We start from the raw sequence: 16044 nt of genomic DNA, 5'->3' as shown, positions 1-16044 counted from the left end.
AGTACGCCTTAAAAAAGAATGACCGAACGAATGCTTTTGCCTTCGTGCAGCAAATCAAAGGCGGTGTTGATCTCATCCAGCCCCATGGTATGGGTGACGAATTCGTCGATCTTGATCTCACCGTTCATGTAACGATCCACATAACCGGGCAGTTCGGTGCGGCCCTTCACGCCGCCGAAGGCAGAGCCTTTCCAGACCCGGCCGGTGACCAGTTGAAACGGACGCGTGGAAATTTCCTCGCCGGCACCGGCCACACCGATGATGATGGATTCGCCCCAGCCCTTGTGGCAGCACTCCAGCGCCGAACGCATGACGTTCACATTGCCGATGCATTCGAAGGAATAATCCACACCGCCGTCGGTGAGTTCGACAATCACTTCCTGAATGGAATTGTTGTAATCCTTCGGGTTGATGAAATCGGTAGCGCCGAACTGCCGGGCCAGAGTTTCCTTGGCCGGGTTGGTGTCGATGGCAATGATGCGTTCTGCCTTGGCCATCACCGCGCCCTGGATCACCGACAGGCCGATGCCGCCGAGCCCGAACACGGCCACCGTGGAGCCGGGCTCCACCTTGGCGGTATTTAGCACCGCGCCGATGCCGGTGGTGACGCCACAGCCAAGCAGGCAGATCTTGTCCAGCGGGGCTTCCTTGCTGACCTTGGCCAGGGAAATTTCCGGCACCACGGTATATTCGGAAAAGGTGCTGGTACCCATGTAGTGATGCAGCCGTTTGCCGTTCAGGGAAAAGCGGCTGGTGCTGTCCGGCATCAGGCCCTGACCCTGGGTGGCGCGGACCGCCTGGCACAGGTTGGTTTTGCCGCTGAGGCAGAATTTGCACTGGCGGCACTCGGCGGTATAGAGCGGAATCACGTGGTCACCGGGTTTCAGGCTGGTCACGCCTTCGCCCACTTCCTGCACGATGCCGGCGCCTTCGTGGCCAAGAATGGAAGGAAAGATACCCTCCGGATCCTTGCCGGACAGGGTGTAGGCATCGGTGTGGCAAACGCCGGTGGCGACGATCTGCACCAGCACTTCCCCGGCCTTGGGGCCGGCCACATCCACTTCTTCGATCTGTAGGGGTTTGCCTGCTTCCCAGGCGACGGCGGCACGGGATTTCATGGTGATTCCTTTTTGACGGTTCGGAGGGCGGTAACCTTTTTCGCCGGGCTTGCTCGGCGATTCATGGATTATTCACTATACGCAGACACGAATACCGCTATAAGGCACAATTCGACAAGAGATTATTGTCAGGTGGCAACAATGCAGCACTGGGATCGTATTGAAGCCTTTGTGGAAGTGGTGCGTCGGGGCTCCTTCGCGGACGCCGCCCGGCATCTGGGGGTATCCAGCTCCCATGTGAGCCGGCTGGTGTCCCGGTTGGAAACCCAGCTCGGCACCCAGTTGCTTTACCGCACCACCCGGCGCCTGAAGCTCACCGATGCGGGGGCGGTCTACTTCGATCATTGTGGTCAGTTGTTTGATGGCTTCCAGGAAGCGCTGTCGGCCATCAGCGACTACCAGCAACGGCCCACCGGGGTACTCAAGCTGACCTGCGCCACCACCTTTGGCGAACGTTACATCGCGCCGTTGGTGAACGACTTTCTGGCCCGCCACCCGCAACTGTCCATACAGCTGGATTTTACCAACCGGCGGGTGGATATCATCGACGAGGGCTTCGATGTGGCGATTCGTACCGGGGCACTGCCGGACTCGTCATTGATCGCCCGCAAACTCTGCCCGCGTCGGGAGTACATTGTCGGCTCTGTGGACTATTTCCAGCGCCATGCCCGGCCCCATACCCTTGGAGAACTGAATCAGCATAACTGCCTGCTCGGCTCTGCGGACCAGTGGGCGGTGGATGTGGACGGCCAGCATCGGCAATGGAAAGTGCAGGGCAACTGGAAGGGCAATTCCGGCGTGGCCCTGCTGGATGCGGCTCGCAAGGGCCTGGGGCTGGTGCAGCTGCCGGATTATTACGTGGAAGATGATCTGCATCGGGGGCGGCTGATTTCCGTGCTGGATCAGTATGCCTGCAGTCACACTGCGGTCTGGGTGGTCTATCCCCGCCACCGTCACCTGTCGCCGAAGGTGCGCCAGTTTGTGGATTTTCTGGTGGAGGGTATGGTGCGTTGAAAGGCGCGGATACCTTTTGGCAGGAGCGTCGCTGGAGGTACGATTGGGAGTCCTGATCCAGGCTTGGGATTCATTTCCGGCAAATTTTTCTGCTGTAGGAGCTCCTCTTGAGGGGCGAAGTGCGATGCAATGGATGAGTCGAGCAGGTAGCAATCTATTCTGGATGGCTCTGTCGAGCTCAGGAAGGTCTGATCGCCCTGCGGGCAATTTCCGCGCAAGCGCGGTTCGCCCCTCAAGAGGAGCTCCTACAGCAATAAAACGGAGCGGATATGTACACAGGAAGTTGTCTCTGTGGTGGTGTGACCTTTGAAATCGCCGGTGAGCTGGCACCGATTCAGGTCTGTCACTGCCAGCAATGCCGCAAGGCCCAGGGCACTGCGCTGGTTACCAATATTCCCGTGGAAACCGGCAAGCTGCATTGGGTACGGGGTGAGGCATTACTGAAAAGCTATGCGTCCTCGCCGGGCAAGCAGCGGGTGTTCTGCCGCGAGTGCGGTTCGCCGATTTACAGTTGCCATGAACGCAAGCCCGGTGTGTTGCGCATTCGGGCGGGGCTGTTGAATGAGCCGCTGGCGACACGGCCCGCGTTTCATATCTATACGGATTCGGCCTGCAACTGGTGGGCCATTGATGATGGGTTGCCGCAGTATCCTGAAGGTGCGGAATAAAAAAATGCCGGGTCAGTGCCCGGCATTTTTTGTTACGCCATTTGTGCCTTCAGCGCCTCGATCTCGTGGGCATCGCCGTTGCGCGCCGCGAAAGCCTGCCAGTTCTCGGCGGCATGGCTTTTAAGTACCTCGGCCACTCGGGGCAGCTCCGCGTCGGGCAAATGACCGAACAGGCCCAACAGCTTGCTGTCATGGGCCTGGCCCAATGCCTGCCCCAGTGCCTCTGGCTGGCTTTGGGTTAGCACGTCTACAGCGGGTGTCAGGTGTTCCTGATCCAGCAGTGGCAAGAGGGTGAGCAATTCATCCCAGCTGTTTTCACTGGCCACGGTGCTGATCAGGCTTTCCATCACTGGGGCTTCGCGCAACTTGGGCACATTCACCACCATTTGCTGATGCTGATTGTCCATGGCGTTCACCGCCTGCAACAGGTTGGTCCACAGGCGCTGTTCGCTGGCCACTTCGATAATGTGACTGATGACGGCTTCGCCCTGCTCGGCTACCAGGTTGCCCATCTGGCCACGCAGTTCGGTGTTCAGGTGTCCGTTCAGGGACAGCACCGCCGGCCACAGTTCATGGTCGGTGGCGGCTTTCAGAGTGGCCCGTTGCTGTGCTTCGCTGAGCAAGGCCAGCACGGTGTCCAGTTTGCTCTTGTCTTCCAGGTAAAGCGCGATCTTCACCATGGCTTCGCCGTCGTCGATGCTGCGGGTGACGGCTTCCAGGGCAGACGGCTGAATCACGGCGACAAAACGGGCCAGGGTGATGTGCTCGCCCATGGACAGCAGGGTTTTGGCCACGGAGGCGACAATCTTGTCGGGCATGGCCGCCAGCAGATCCCGGGAGTATTTGGGCTCAAGGTGGATGCACAGCTTGGCGAGAAAGTCTTCCGGCAGTTTGTCGGCCAGCTTGATGGCGCGTTCGGGGGGCAGCTCGGAGGCAATGCCGGCGGCGAGCACGGAGCCCAGTACGGTGGTGGCCAGCTTGGCGCTGGCACCGGTGGGAACCAGTTTGCTGATGCCGGCCAGGCGCTGGTAGCTGTCCTGGTGCTGTTCGTAGAAGAAGCCGGAGACGGCACTGCGGAAGTTGGCAATGGCGGTCAGGTCCTGACCATCCAGAAAGGCCAGGTTTGTCTCGTCGGTTTCCAGCAGGCGGCTGAGTTTGAGCAGTTCGGCCTGGGTTTCAATGTGCATGTCTGTCTCCTTAACCGAACAGCATTTTTTTCACCGGGCGACGGAAGGGCCCGGGCACCACATTCAGTGCGTTATTCATGGCTTTTTCGACTCTGGCGTCTTTGGTTTCCAGAGCGGCAAGGACGGTATCGGCCAGTTTGCTGGCCTGATCCGCAGGCAGGGACTCGATGAAGGCCAGCGCATCGGCTGGCAGCCCCTTGGTCTTCAGGGTGCTGATGGAATCAGACATGGTTTCTCCTTTACTACAGCGCCCGGGAGCACATTCCCGGGCGCCCTGGATGCAGGCTGTCGCGCGCAGCCTGCCTATGGCTGGCGCTACTATGCCAGCAATGAGGAAGGATGGGTGTTGCCGAAAAGCCGCTACCGGGCGGCGCTCAAGAAAGCGCAGCTATTGCCTTGTGGCGGTTTGGCGGGTTCGATTCGCTGCGGGTAACGCTCACTCCGGGGAGCCTGATCCGCTATCCACCCCGGTGGACGGGGTCAGGCGAAATCCATCTGGTCGGTGATGAAACCCACGCTGATGGCGCCGGGGCCGATATTGACGCCCCCGGTCAGCCCCATATGGCTGATCAGCAGGTCCACGCCGTGTTTCTCGGTGGTGGCCTTCAGTTCGCTGAAGCCGGGCATCTGGTAAACCGCATCCGGGTCGCCGGCGTAGCTGACACAGACAATGGGGGTCAGCAGGCCTTGCTCCACGCAGGCGCAGGCGTGGGTGAACATTTTCTCGACAGCGGTTTCGAACCCCCGCACCTTGGCCACCGGGAAGGTCTGATCCTGGCGGGCACAGAGGATGGGCTTGATATCCAGCGCCGAGCCCATCAGGGCGCCGATGAAGCCCACGCTCTTGTCGCCTTTCTTGCGGGCGCGCTTGTGCACGTAATACAGGTCCGGCACCACCGCGTAGCCCACGGTTTTCGGGGTCAGGTCACTGATGCGCTGGCGGATGTCGCCCACTTTCATTTCCGTATTGATCAGTCGCATGGTTTCCGCCGCCAGCACGCCCTGGCCGGCAAACAGGGTCTGGCTGTCGCTGACCCGGATACGGAACGGGCCTTCCCGCCCGGCGGCTTCCCGGTATCGTTTGTAGTCGCCAAGAATGGCGTGGGCCGCTTCGGTGGCGTTCTCGAAAATCGGGCTGCGGCTTTTCGGCACGGTCTGCACCAGGGCGTAGTCGAACTCGCCCACCGCCTGTTCCAGGAACAGGGTGCGGATCTGGTCCACCGTGGGAGGGGCGGTTTCCGCGTCGTGGTTCTTGTCCACTTCATGGCGGGCGTAAAACTCCCGGGCCCGTTGCGGGTCACGGTCGTCCACGAAAATTTCCTTGCCGATGCGGATGGGCACCGGCATGACCAGGATGTTGTTTGCGTCAATAAAGTCCTTGGGCAGATCACAACCCGAGTCCACAACCAGACCGATTCTCATTGTTATGCTTCCTGTGGGAAGGGTGAGAATCAGTCTAGAACGATGGTTCCGTTACTGGCGTCTTTTTGCGTATGGGAATGGTTAGGGGCTGTTACAAGACGCCAGTCTTTGCATCGCTGGTGAGGCGTTACTGAATATCCCCGCCCACCTGGATCACCTTCAGGGTGTTGGTGCCGCCATGGGCATCGTTGTAGTTGCCCTTGGTGATCAGCACCCGGTCGCCGTCCTGTATGGCGCCCATCTCTTCCAGGATGGCGACCGCGCGGCGGTTCACTTCGTCGCTGGCGATGGCATGGCTGTCAAAGGGGATGGCGCGCACGCCGCGCAGGATGGCCACCCGACGCTGGCTGCTGGGGTAGGGGGTAAAGGCATAGATGGGGATGCCGGAGCGCAGCCGTGACATCAGTCGCGGGGTGTTGCCGCTTTCGGTCATGGCGATGATGGCGGTGACCTTGCTGAGTCGGTTGGCGGCCTGCATGGCCGCCATGGCAATCACTTCATCAATATTGTCGGTGTTGTCGTTGATGGGACGGTCGGTGCGTCTTTCCTGCCAAGTGCGCTCGGCGCCGAGAATAATGCGGTCCATGGCCTGGACGGTTTCCACCGGGTATTCGCCCACGGCGGTCTCTGCGGACAACATCACTGCGTCGGTGCCGTCCAGCACCGCATTGGCCACATCGGACACTTCCGCCCGGGTGGGCTGGGGACTGTGGATCATGGATTCCATCATCTGGGTGGCGGTGATCACAAAGCGGTTGAGGGCCCGCGCGCGCCGGATGATGTGTTTCTGCACCCCCACCAGCTCCGCATCGCCGATCTCCACGGCCAGATCGCCCCGCGCCACCATGACGCCGTCGGAGGCCAGGATGATGGCATCCAGGGTGGCATCGTCCGCCACCGCTTCCGCCCGTTCAATCTTGGCAACGATGCCCCCCTGGCCGCCGGCCTGCCGGTAACGGCGACGGGCTTCTTCCACGTCTTCGGCGTCGCGGGGAAAGGACAGGGCAAGAAAGTCCACTTCCATGTCGGCGGCGGTGACGATATCGGCCAGATCCTTGTCGGTGAGTGCCCGGGCGCTGAGACCACCGCCCTTGCGATTGACCCCCTTGTGGTCGGACAGCTCGCCGCCCACCAGTACGGTGCATGCCACCCGGGTGCCGTCGATGGCATCCACTTTCAGTTCCAGCAAGCCGTCATTGAGCAGCAGGATATCGCCGGGCTGGCAGTCCTCCGGCAGTGGCGGGTAACTCACCCCGACCTCCTCCGCATTGCCGGCGTCATCCGCCAGGGCGGTGTCCAGCGTAAAAGCCTGGCCGGCTTTCAGCAGAATGGGGCCATCGGGAAAGCTGCCAATACGGATTTTGGGCCCCTGCAGGTCTGCCAGAATCGCCACGTGTTCGCCGCACTGTTCCGCGCAGCGGCGAATGGTCTCTGCCGTTTTCCGATGCGTATCCGCACTGCCATGGGAAAAGTTCAGGCGGAACACATTCACGCCGGCCTGTATCAGAGCCTCCAGCCGGGATTCTGAAGAAGAGGCGGGGCCAACGGTGGCGACAATCTTGGTGCGACGCAGGGGGGTGCGGGACATTCGGAATATTTCCATCAGCTGATTTTTGGCCAGCATAGCATGCTGACTTGGCGGAGGGATGACAGAGAAACGCCAGAAATCAGACAAAAAATACCCCCGCGCAGGCGGGGGCAAGGGGATAGTGGTACTGGTAGAAATCAATGCAGCATGGCGAAGGAGCAGGACTGGGCCTCGCTGAGGCGCAGGAAGTCGCCCATGCCCATCTTGATGACTTCCGTGTGTGTGCCGGCGTTAAACGCCAGCCAGTCTTCGCTGAGCAGGGTGTCATCCACATACACTTTCATGTTGTAGAGATTCCCGAAGGGAGGTTCCCCGCCGGGTTCGCAGAGTGGAAAGCGATCCTTGAAATCCTCCTCAGGGGCTAGTCGGACGCTATCGGCATTCAATGCCTGGCGCAGCTTGTCCGGATCCAGGTATTGATCGGAGGGCAGCACCGCCATGGCCAGTTCGCCGTCCACATCGACAATCACCGTTTTGGCCATGTGGCGTCCGGGAATATGGCTGGACTGGGCTACCTCGGAAGCGGTAATGGCGGGCGGGTGGTTATAGCAGTGATAGTTCACATTGTTGTTGTCGAGAAAATCAGCCAGTGCGCGGGCAGGCATGATAGACCTCCTCCCGGAACAGGTAAGCCGGGATTGGGGAGCGGTCCGGGGAGCAGTGGGTAACTGGCCGGGCCCGTTCCATGAATGTTCATATCCAAGCTTAGGGAGGTAAAAGCAGGCAGGGAAATACGGTTATGCGCTAAGAGAAATAGCGGAAAGACATAATGAGAGTTGCAAGTTTCAAGTTAAAAGTTGCAACGCGATTTTGTTGTGGTGCTAATCATTGCAAGTCGGAGCCGCGCCGGCAGGCATGCAGCGCGGGTAAGGCGTAATAGGTGTGGCTTTGACCTTCCCCGCGCTTTGTAACTTTCAACTTTTAACTTGCAACTGAATCACATCCCCAGATTATCCAGAATCCGCAGATTCGGGCCGGCCTGGTTCATGGTGTAGAAATGCAGTCCCGGCGCGCCCATGGCGAGCAGGCGTTCGCACAGACGGGTGACCACTTCCTCGCCGAAAGCTTTGACCGCAGCATCATCATCCTTGATGTCGTTGAGCTTGCTGTGCAGCCAGCGAGGGATGTCGGCACCACAGGTGCTGGAGAAACGCACCAGGTTGGCCACGTTGAGGATCGGCATGATGCCCGGGTAAACCGGGGCGTCGCAGCCGATTTTCTGCAGCGCGTCCAGGTAATAACCGTAGGCATCCGCGTTGTAGAAATACTGGGTCAGGCCGCTGTTGGCGCCGGCGTCGATCTTGCGCTTGAAGTGGGCAATATCGTCTTCGAAGCTGCGCGCCTGGGGATGCATTTCCGGGTAGGCAGCCACTTCCAGGGCAAAGTGATCGCCGGTTTCCTCTCGGATCAGTTGCACCAGTTCGTCGGCGTACTTGATTTCGCTCTGGGCATAGCCCATGCCGGAAGGCAGGTCGCCGCGCAGGGCGACGATGCGGGTCACTCCGGCATCCTTGTAACCGTTTACCAGTTCCAGGATTTCGTCTCGGCTCTGGCCGATGCAGCTCAGGTGTGGAGCGGTGTCGCCGTGCTGATTGCGCAGCTGGTTGACCATGTCGCGGGTGTTGTCACGGGTGGAGCCGCCGGCACCAAAGGTGCAGGAAAAAAACTCCGGTTTTTTGGCCAGAAGCTTCTGCTGGGTAGCCAGCAGCTTTTCTTTTCCCGCATCGGTTTTCGGCGGGAAAAATTCAAAACTGATTCTTTTGCTCATTTGGCTAGTGCCTTTTCGATCAAAAACTATTGATCCACAAAGGCCACAGAGCGCACAGAGTTAAAATCATGGCGCACCAATATGCGCATTGTTTTTCCTCGGTGAACTCTGAGCCCTTTGTGGTAAACAGCCTTTAGTACTTGTAGTGCTCTGGCTTGTACGGGCCGTTCACGTCAACGCCGATGTAGTCGGCCTGCTCTTTGGTGAGCTTGGTGATCACGCCACCAAAGCCCTGCACCATGTAGCGGGCCACTTCTTCGTCCAGGTGCTTGGGCAGTACTTCTACCTTGAGCATCTTTTCTTTCACGGTGTCAGAGTGCTTGGCGTAGCCCTGGTCGAACAGATACATCTGCGCCAGAACCTGGTTGGCAAAGGAACCATCCATGATCCGGCTGGGGTGGCCGGTGGCGTTGCCCAGGTTCACCAGGCGACCCTCAGAGAGCAGCAGCAGGAAGTCGCCCTCTGCCTTGTTGCGCCATACCTTGTGCACCTGCGGTTTGACCTCTTCCCATTCCCAGGTCTTGCGCATGAAGGCAGTGTCTACTTCGTTGTCGAAGTGACCGATGTTGCAGACCACGGCGCCTTTCTTGATGGCCTTGAGCATGTTGGCGTCACAGACATTGAAGTTGCCGGTAGTGGTGACAAGCAGGTCGGTGGTGCCCAGCAGCTCGGTGTTGATGGACGCTTCGGTGCCATCGTTGATGCCATCCCGGTACTGGCTGACGACTTCAAAACCGTCCATGCAGGCCTGCATGGCGCAGATCGGGTCCGCTTCAGTGACCTTTACGATCATGCCTTCCTGGCGCAGGGACTGGGCAGAGCCCTTGCCCACATCGCCGTAACCGATGACCAGTGCTTTCTTGCCGGACAGCAGATGGTCGGTGCCGCGCTTGATGGCGTCATTGAGAGAGTGACGGCAACCGTATTTGTTGTCGTTCTTGCTCTTGGTGACGGAGTCGTTCACGTTCACCGCCGGCACTTTCAGGGTGCCCTTGTTCAGCATTTCGTAAAGACGGTGTACGCCGGTGGTGGTTTCCTCGGTGATGCCGTGGATGTTGTCCAGCATCTGCGGGTAGGTCTCGTGGATGTAGCCGGTCAGATCGCCGCCGTCATCCAGGATCATGTTGGCATCCCACAGCTCGCCATTGCCGTCGCGGCAGGTCTGCTCAATGCACCACATGTACTCTTCTTCGGTTTCCCCTTTCCAGGCGAATACCGGTATGCCAGCGGCAGCGATGGCGGCAGCGGCGTGGTCCTGGGTGGAGAAGATATTGCAGCTGGACCAGCGCACTTCTGCACCCAGTGCGACCAGGGTTTCGATCAGTACGGCGGTCTGAATAGTCATGTGGATACAGCCGATGATCTTGGCACCTTTCAGCGGCTGTTCGGCACGGTATTTTTCGCGGATGGTGATCAGCGCCGGCATTTCGGTTTCGGCGATATGGATTTCGGAGCGGCCATAGGCGGCCAGGGAAATATCGGCGACTTTAAAGTCGGTAAAAGTGTCCGCTTTTGCGTTCATGGTGTTCTCCATTCGTTTTTGACGAATGGGCGCCGTTGTTCTTTGCCTGTCTGCCCTGCGAGCCTCGCGGTCATGCCGCTGCAGCGCCCCTCACTGGGCAGACGTTATCGGGATGCTGTCGGCGCCGCCGCAGAGACGACGCCGACAGTGGTGTTGCTGTTAAAGTGCCTTGGCCAGGTCTGCGGCCTTGTCGGTTTTTTCCCAGCTGAAGCCTTCGCGGCCGAAGTGACCGTAGCTGGCAGTGGGCCGGTAGATCGGCTTGCGCAGGTCGAGCATTTCAATGATGCCGCGCGGGCGCAGGTCAAAGTGCTCGCGGACCAGGTCGACGATGGCGCTGTCACTGATCTTGCCGGTGCCGAAAGTGTTGACGGAGATGGAAGTGGGCTCGGCCACGCCAATGGCATAGCTCACCTGGATCTCGCACTTTTTGGCCAGGCCGGCGGCAACGATGTTCTTGGCGACATAGCGGCCGGCGTAGGCGGCTGAGCGGTCTACCTTGGACGGGTCCTTGCCGGAGAAGGCGCCACCACCATGACGGGCCATGCCGCCATAGGTATCCACGATGATCTTGCGGCCGGTCAGGCCACAGTCACCCATGGGGCCGCCGATCACGAAAATCCCGGTGGGGTTCACGTGGTACAAGGTGTCCTTGTGCAACCACTCTTCTGGCAGCACCGGCTTGATGATTTCTTCCATCACCGCTTCACGCAGGTCCGCCAGCTTGATTTCCGGCGCGTGCTGGGTGGACAGCACCACCGCATCCACGGCCACCGGTTTGCCGTTGTCGTAGCGCAGGGTGACCTGGCTTTTCGCATCCGGGCGCAGCCACGGCAGGGTGCCGTTCTTGCGCAGCTGGGCCTGACGCTCTACCAGGCGGTGGGAGTAGTAAACCGGTGCAGGCATCAGGGTGTCGGTTTCGTCGGTGGCAAAGCCGAACATCAGGCCCTGGTCGCCGGCGCCCATTTCCTTGTTTTCAGCTTCATCCACACCGATGGCGATATCGGCGGACTGCTTGCCGATGCCGTTGAGTACCGCACAGCTGGCGCCGTCGAAACCTTTGTCGGAGCTGTCATAGCCGATGTCCAGGATTACCTGGCGAACGATGTCTTCCAGTTCCACATAGGTGCTGGTACGGACTTCACCGGCAACGATGGCCATGCCGGTTTTTACCATGGTTTCCACCGCCACGCGTGCGTGGGGGTCATCCTTGATGATGGCATCCAGAACGGCGTCCGAGATCTGGTCGGCCATTTTGTCCGGATGGCCTTCGGACACAGACTCAGAGGTAAAGATGGAATATTCACTCATTACTGGAGTGCTCCCGTTATTCAGTTGTGCGTTACGTTGCCTTCAACAGGCGCCAAATTTTTTAGTTGCAAGTTTCAAGTGACAAGTTGCAACGCGGGGTCGCTGTGGTGGCCGGTTCCGGTGGCTTCACTCCGCGATCTGTCTCAGGGTGAAGCGCGGGCGGAACCTTTGCTGATGCCACTGACCTTGTCCGCACCTTGTAACTTGAAGCTTGTTACTTGCTACTCTTCCTGAAGGTGCGTACCTGCACCTGAAAACCATTACGCAGGGCCAGAAACTGGCTTTCCTGCAACTCAAGGCCAGCGCGGCCAGCCCAGTCCACCAGATCGGCCTCTTCGAAGCCAAGCCAGAAATCACCACAGGCCTCGTGAGCCCAGTGCTGGTCATGCCGACACAGGTCGGTGATCAGCAGGGTGCCGCCGTCATTCAATTGCCGGGCCGCGGCGCCGATGGCGCTGGCGGGGGCTGGCAGGTGATGCAGCACCATGTTCAGAACCACGGCATCCACCGTGGGCAGGATGGTGGCGCTGGTGGGCCACTCACCCAGTATCAGTTGCACATTTTGCCGTTTGGCGACAGTCAGGTTCTGGCGGGCCCGCTCCAGCATGGCTTCGGCATTATCCAGGCCGAACACAGTGTCAAAGCGTGTCGCCAGTTCCAGAAGAAACTGGCCATCACCGGGGCCGATCTCCAGGACGCTATTGCCATCCGGAGCGTCCGGGCTGGCCCGGGTGAGTAATTCCAGGGCCTGATCCGCATACTGGCCATAGTCGGCAATCAGTTCCTGCTGTTCGTCCACCTGCTCCGCATGGCGGGCGAAAAAGGCCCGGCTCTGTTCCGCGCGCTGCCCTTGCACCTGCTCAAGCCGTTCCGCCACCTGGGCGTCCAGGGAGCTATCATCCAGTTCTTCCAGCAGGGCGGCGTGAAGCGCGCCTTCTGAGTTGTCCCCCTGGGGCAGGCGCCGGCGATAGAAGATGGAATTGCCTTCCCGCCGCTTCTCCACCAGCCCGCCCTGGGCCAGTACCTTCAGGTGGTGGCTCATGCCGGATTGTTTCATGGCCATGATGTCGCACAGCTCCAGCACCCCGAAGCTGTTCTGGCCCAGTACCTGCAGCACCTGCAGACGCAACGGGTCGCCAGCGGCCTTGAGGAAGCCCGCCAGATGATCAGTGATCTCCGGAGCGTCGGGTGCTTGTGCATTCATAGGGGAAAGAGTCTAGCGCAATGAAAAGCTAAATCAAAATAAATTGATATAGATTTTCTGGCGGCCTGGCCGGTCACCCGCCAGAGCTGCTCTGGGGCATGTAAACCGGCGGGCGGGGCGCCCGCGCTTGTAGCGATTATCCCCTTGAGGGACAATAGCGCCCCTTTTCAGCCACCAGCCAGTTTGGAGCCCTGCATGTCCAGTGCCCCCGCCCGCCGTGAACTCGCCAACGCTATCCGTGCCCTCAGCATGGATGCGGTACAGAAAGCCAATTCCGGGCACCCCGGTGCGCCCATGGGAATGGCCGATATCGCCGAGGTGTTGTGGCGCGGCTTCCTCAAGCACAACCCGCAGGATCCCACCTGGCCCGACCGGGATCGCTTCGTGCTGTCCAATGGTCACGGCTCCATGCTGCTTTACAGTCTGCTGCACCTGAGCGGCTACGGCGTCAGCCTGGACGACATCAAGAACTTCCGTCAGCTGGGTAGCCCCACCGCCGGCCACCCGGAATACGGCGACGCCCCGGGCATCGAAACCACCACCGGCCCGCTGGGTCAGGGTATTGCCAATGCGGTGGGCATGGCACTGGCGGAGAAGATGCTGGCGGGCCAGTTCAACCGTGAAGGGCACGCTATTGTCGACCATTACACCTACTGTTTCCTGGGTGATGGCTGCATGATGGAAGGCATCTCCCACGAAGCCTGTTCCCTGGCCGGTACCCTGGGCCTGGGCAAGCTGGTGGCCTTTTATGACGATAACGGCATTTCCATTGATGGTGAGGTGGAAGGCTGGTTTACCGATGACACGGTGGAGCGTTTCCGTGCCTACGGCTGGCAGGTGATTCCCAATGTGGATGGCCACAGCGCGGAAGAAGTGCAGGTGGCTATCGAAAATGCCCGTGCCAATACCGATCAGCCCACCCTGATTTGCTGCAAGACCGTTATCGGTTTCGGCAGCCCCAACAAGCAGGGCAAGGAAGAATCCCACGGTGCCGCCCTGGGCGAAGATGAAATTGCCCTGACCCGGGAATCGCTGGGCTGGAAGCACGGTCCCTTCGAGATTCCCGCCGAGATCAAGCAGGCCTGGGATGGTAGCGAAAAAGGGGCCGCTGCCCAGAGTGACTGGCAGCAGCGTTTCGACGCTTACCAGGCCGCCTACCCGGAACTGGCGGCAGAGTTCCTGCGTCGCCAGGCTGGTGAGCTGCCCGCCAACTTCCTGGAGCAGGCAGATGCCTATATCCGGGAATGTCAGGAAAAAGGCGACAAGGTGGCCACCCGCAAGGCCAGCCAGAACACCCTCGATGCCTTCGGTCCGTTGCTGCCGGAACTGGCCGGTGGCTCCGCCGATCTGGCCGGCTCCAACAACACCATCTGGAAGGGCTGCAAGTCGGTCACCGCGGATGATGCCAGCGGCAACTACATCCATTACGGCGTGCGTGAATTCTCCATGACCGCGATCCAGAATGGTCTCTGCCTGCACGGCGGCCTGCGCCCCTACGGCGGCACCTTCCTGGTGTTCATGGAATATGCCCGCAACGCGGTGCGCATGGCGGCCCTGATGCATCAGCCCAACATTCTGGTCTATACCCACGATTCCATCGGCCTGGGTGAAGACGGCCCGACTCACCAGCCCATCGAACAAATGGCCAACCTGCGCCTGACCCCGAACATGCGCACCTGGCGCCCCTGCGACACGGTGGAATCCGCGGTGTCCTGGAAGAAAGCCATTGTCCGGCAAGACGGTCCTTCCGCGCTGATCTTCTCCCGCCAGGGGCTGCCCTGCATGGAGCGTGGCGCGGCGCAGCTGGCCGAGATCGAAAAAGGCGGCTACACCCTGCTGCAAACCGGTGAGGGCACCCCGGACGCCATCATCATTGCCACTGGCTCTGAAGTAGAGCTGGCGGTGAAGGCGGCCCAGGCGCTGACCGGCAAAAATGTCCGTGTGGTCTCCATGCCCTGCGTGGAAGAGTTCCTGGCCCAGGACCGTGAGTATCAGGAAAGCGTGCTGCCCTCCAGTGTGCGTGCCCGGGTTGCCGTGGAAGCGGCCATCGCCGATTACTGGTACCGCTTTGTGGGCCTGGACGGCAAGATCGTGGGCATGAACAGTTTCGGCGCCTCCGCCCCGGCTGGCGATCTGTTCAAGCACTTCAATATCACTGCCGAGGCAGTGCAGCAGGCCGTGGAGAGCCTGCTCTAAGTGAAAGTCGCGATTAACGGCTACGGCCGTATCGGGCGTTCCTTTGTCCGTGCCCTGGCCGAGCGCGAAGGCGCCGGCTGGCAGGCACCGTTCACCCTGGCGGCGATCAATGACAAGGGCCGCCCGGAAGATCTGCTGTACCTGACCCGCTACGACACCACCCACGGCCGTCTGGCGGAGCCGGCGGAGCTGATTGAAGGCATGCTGCGTATCGGCAAGCAGGCCCCGCGGCTGCTGCAGCAACCCAAGCCGGAGCAATTGCCCTGGGCCGAGATGGGCGTGGATCTGGTGCTGGAATGCTCCGGCCATTTCCGCAGCCACGCGGGCGCCTCACGGCATCTGGATGCCGGCGCCGGGCGGGTCATTATCGGTGCAGTGCCGTTTGATCAGGCCGACCAGATCGTGGTGTATGGCGTGAATCATAGGGATGTGCGCGATGACAGCAAGGTGCTGTCGGCGGCATCCTGTACCACCCATTGTATTGCGCCGCTGCTGACCCGGCTGGATCAGGCCTATGGCATTCGCCAGGTGCTGATGAAGGAGATCCACTCCTATACCTCGGACCAGACCCTGCTGGATCATGTTCATCGGGATCCGCGCCGGGGCCGGGCGGGGGCGCAGAACATCGTGCCCACCACCAGCAGTGCCATCGGCGCGGTGCAGCAGGTGCTGCCGGCCCTGGCCGGCAAGATCAGCGGCCATTCCATCCGTGTGCCCACCCTGAATGTGGCCATGGTGGAGCTGACCCTGCTGCTGGAGCGTACCCCGGACAGCGACAGCCTGAACCAGTGGCTGCAGCAGCAATCGAAAGAAGCCAGTGCGCTGATTGGGTACAATGACGCGCCGCTGGTAAGCGTGGATTTCAACCATCGGCCGGAATCTGCCATCGTCGACGCCACCCAGACCCGGGTGCAGGGCGAGATGGTGCAGGTGGTGGCCTGGTACGACAACGAATGGGGCTATGCGAACCGACTGCTCGACTGGGTGGCGACGCTGGCTGAATCACATCAAGCTTGAATGAATGGATGCACCCGTGCGGGTGGCCGTGA

General features: G+C 60.3%; 14 protein-coding genes and 1 riboswitch. Of the genes, 4 read left to right on the top strand and 10 right to left on the bottom strand.

Annotated elements, in window-relative coordinates; all coding sequences use genetic code 11:
• Positions 1-8: 8 nt before the first annotated feature.
• A complete protein-coding gene (locus tag HUJ17_RS08590; protein WP_290510305.1) occupies positions 9-1118 on the bottom strand; it encodes an S-(hydroxymethyl)glutathione dehydrogenase/class III alcohol dehydrogenase in 1110 nt (369 codons plus the stop codon).
• Positions 1119-1259: 141 nt separating this feature from the next.
• Here HUJ17_RS08590 and HUJ17_RS08585 point away from each other — a divergent pair, with 141 nt between their 5' ends.
• Together HUJ17_RS08585 and HUJ17_RS08580 are read left to right on the top strand one after the other, a co-directional pair.
• Entirely contained in the window at positions 1260-2132 is an 873-nt protein-coding gene (locus tag HUJ17_RS08585) for a LysR family transcriptional regulator (RefSeq protein WP_290510304.1), read from the top strand.
• A gap of 269 nt (positions 2133-2401) precedes the next feature.
• Positions 2402-2800: a GFA family protein gene (locus tag HUJ17_RS08580; protein WP_290498367.1), complete on the top strand. Its 399-nt coding sequence runs from the start codon at positions 2402-2404 to the stop codon at positions 2798-2800.
• 32 nt (positions 2801-2832) lie between these two features.
• Here HUJ17_RS08580 and HUJ17_RS08575 read toward each other — a convergent pair whose 3' ends face one another.
• The 9 genes from HUJ17_RS08575 to HUJ17_RS08535 form a co-directional block, all read right to left on the bottom strand.
• The gene (locus tag HUJ17_RS08575; RefSeq protein WP_062815312.1) at positions 2833-3987 is read right to left on the bottom strand and encodes a hypothetical protein; all 1155 of its coding nucleotides are present in this window, start codon (positions 3985-3987) and stop codon (positions 2833-2835) included.
• Between the two features lie 10 nt (positions 3988-3997).
• Positions 3998-4216 (bottom strand): hypothetical protein, encoded by a 219-nt coding sequence (locus HUJ17_RS08570; RefSeq protein ID WP_062815313.1) that lies wholly within the window; start codon positions 4214-4216, stop codon positions 3998-4000.
• Between the two features lie 251 nt (positions 4217-4467).
• Positions 4468-5409: a DegV family protein gene (locus HUJ17_RS08565; RefSeq protein ID WP_290510303.1), complete on the bottom strand. Its 942-nt coding sequence runs from the start codon at positions 5407-5409 to the stop codon at positions 4468-4470.
• Between the two features lie 127 nt (positions 5410-5536).
• Entirely contained in the window at positions 5537-6997 is a 1461-nt protein-coding gene (gene pyk, locus HUJ17_RS08560) for a pyruvate kinase (RefSeq protein WP_290510302.1), read from the bottom strand.
• Between the two features lie 137 nt (positions 6998-7134).
• The gene (locus HUJ17_RS08555) at positions 7135-7602 is read right to left on the bottom strand and encodes an aminoacyl-tRNA deacylase (protein WP_290510301.1); all 468 of its coding nucleotides are present in this window, start codon (positions 7600-7602) and stop codon (positions 7135-7137) included.
• Positions 7603-7934: 332 nt separating this feature from the next.
• Positions 7935-8765, bottom strand: coding sequence for a methylenetetrahydrofolate reductase [NAD(P)H] (gene metF / locus HUJ17_RS08550; RefSeq protein ID WP_290510300.1), 831 nt, complete (start codon positions 8763-8765; stop codon positions 7935-7937).
• Between the two features lie 133 nt (positions 8766-8898).
• Positions 8899-10287: an adenosylhomocysteinase gene (gene ahcY / locus HUJ17_RS08545; RefSeq protein WP_290510299.1), complete on the bottom strand. Its 1389-nt coding sequence runs from the start codon at positions 10285-10287 to the stop codon at positions 8899-8901.
• A 20-nt stretch (positions 10288-10307) separates the two neighbouring features.
• Positions 10308-10385: riboswitch (S-adenosyl-L-homocysteine riboswitch) on the bottom strand.
• Between the two features lie 61 nt (positions 10386-10446).
• The gene (gene metK / locus HUJ17_RS08540; RefSeq protein WP_290510298.1) at positions 10447-11595 is read right to left on the bottom strand and encodes a methionine adenosyltransferase; all 1149 of its coding nucleotides are present in this window, start codon (positions 11593-11595) and stop codon (positions 10447-10449) included.
• Positions 11596-11809: 214 nt separating this feature from the next.
• On the bottom strand, positions 11810-12799 hold the full coding sequence (locus tag HUJ17_RS08535; RefSeq protein WP_290510297.1) for a metalloregulator ArsR/SmtB family transcription factor: 990 nt from the start codon (positions 12797-12799) through the stop codon (positions 11810-11812).
• A 195-nt stretch (positions 12800-12994) separates the two neighbouring features.
• Here HUJ17_RS08535 and tkt point away from each other — a divergent pair, with 195 nt between their 5' ends.
• Together tkt and HUJ17_RS08525 are read left to right on the top strand one after the other, a co-directional pair.
• Positions 12995-14995 carry a transketolase gene (gene tkt / locus HUJ17_RS08530; protein WP_290510296.1) on the top strand — a complete coding sequence of 667 codons (2001 nt, stop codon included), beginning with the start codon at positions 12995-12997 and terminating at the stop codon, positions 14993-14995.
• Positions 14996-16012, top strand: coding sequence for a glyceraldehyde 3-phosphate dehydrogenase NAD-binding domain-containing protein (locus tag HUJ17_RS08525; RefSeq protein WP_290510295.1), 1017 nt, complete (start codon positions 14996-14998; stop codon positions 16010-16012). It abuts the gene before it with no gap.
• The last annotated feature ends 32 nt before the right edge of the window (positions 16013-16044 follow it).

The organism is Alcanivorax sp. (assembly GCF_014762765.1).
Lineage (GTDB): Bacteria > Pseudomonadota > Gammaproteobacteria > Pseudomonadales > Alcanivoracaceae > Alcanivorax.
The sequence above is the reverse complement of the archived record's forward strand: the minus strand, read 5'-3'. Positions and strand labels throughout refer to the sequence as shown.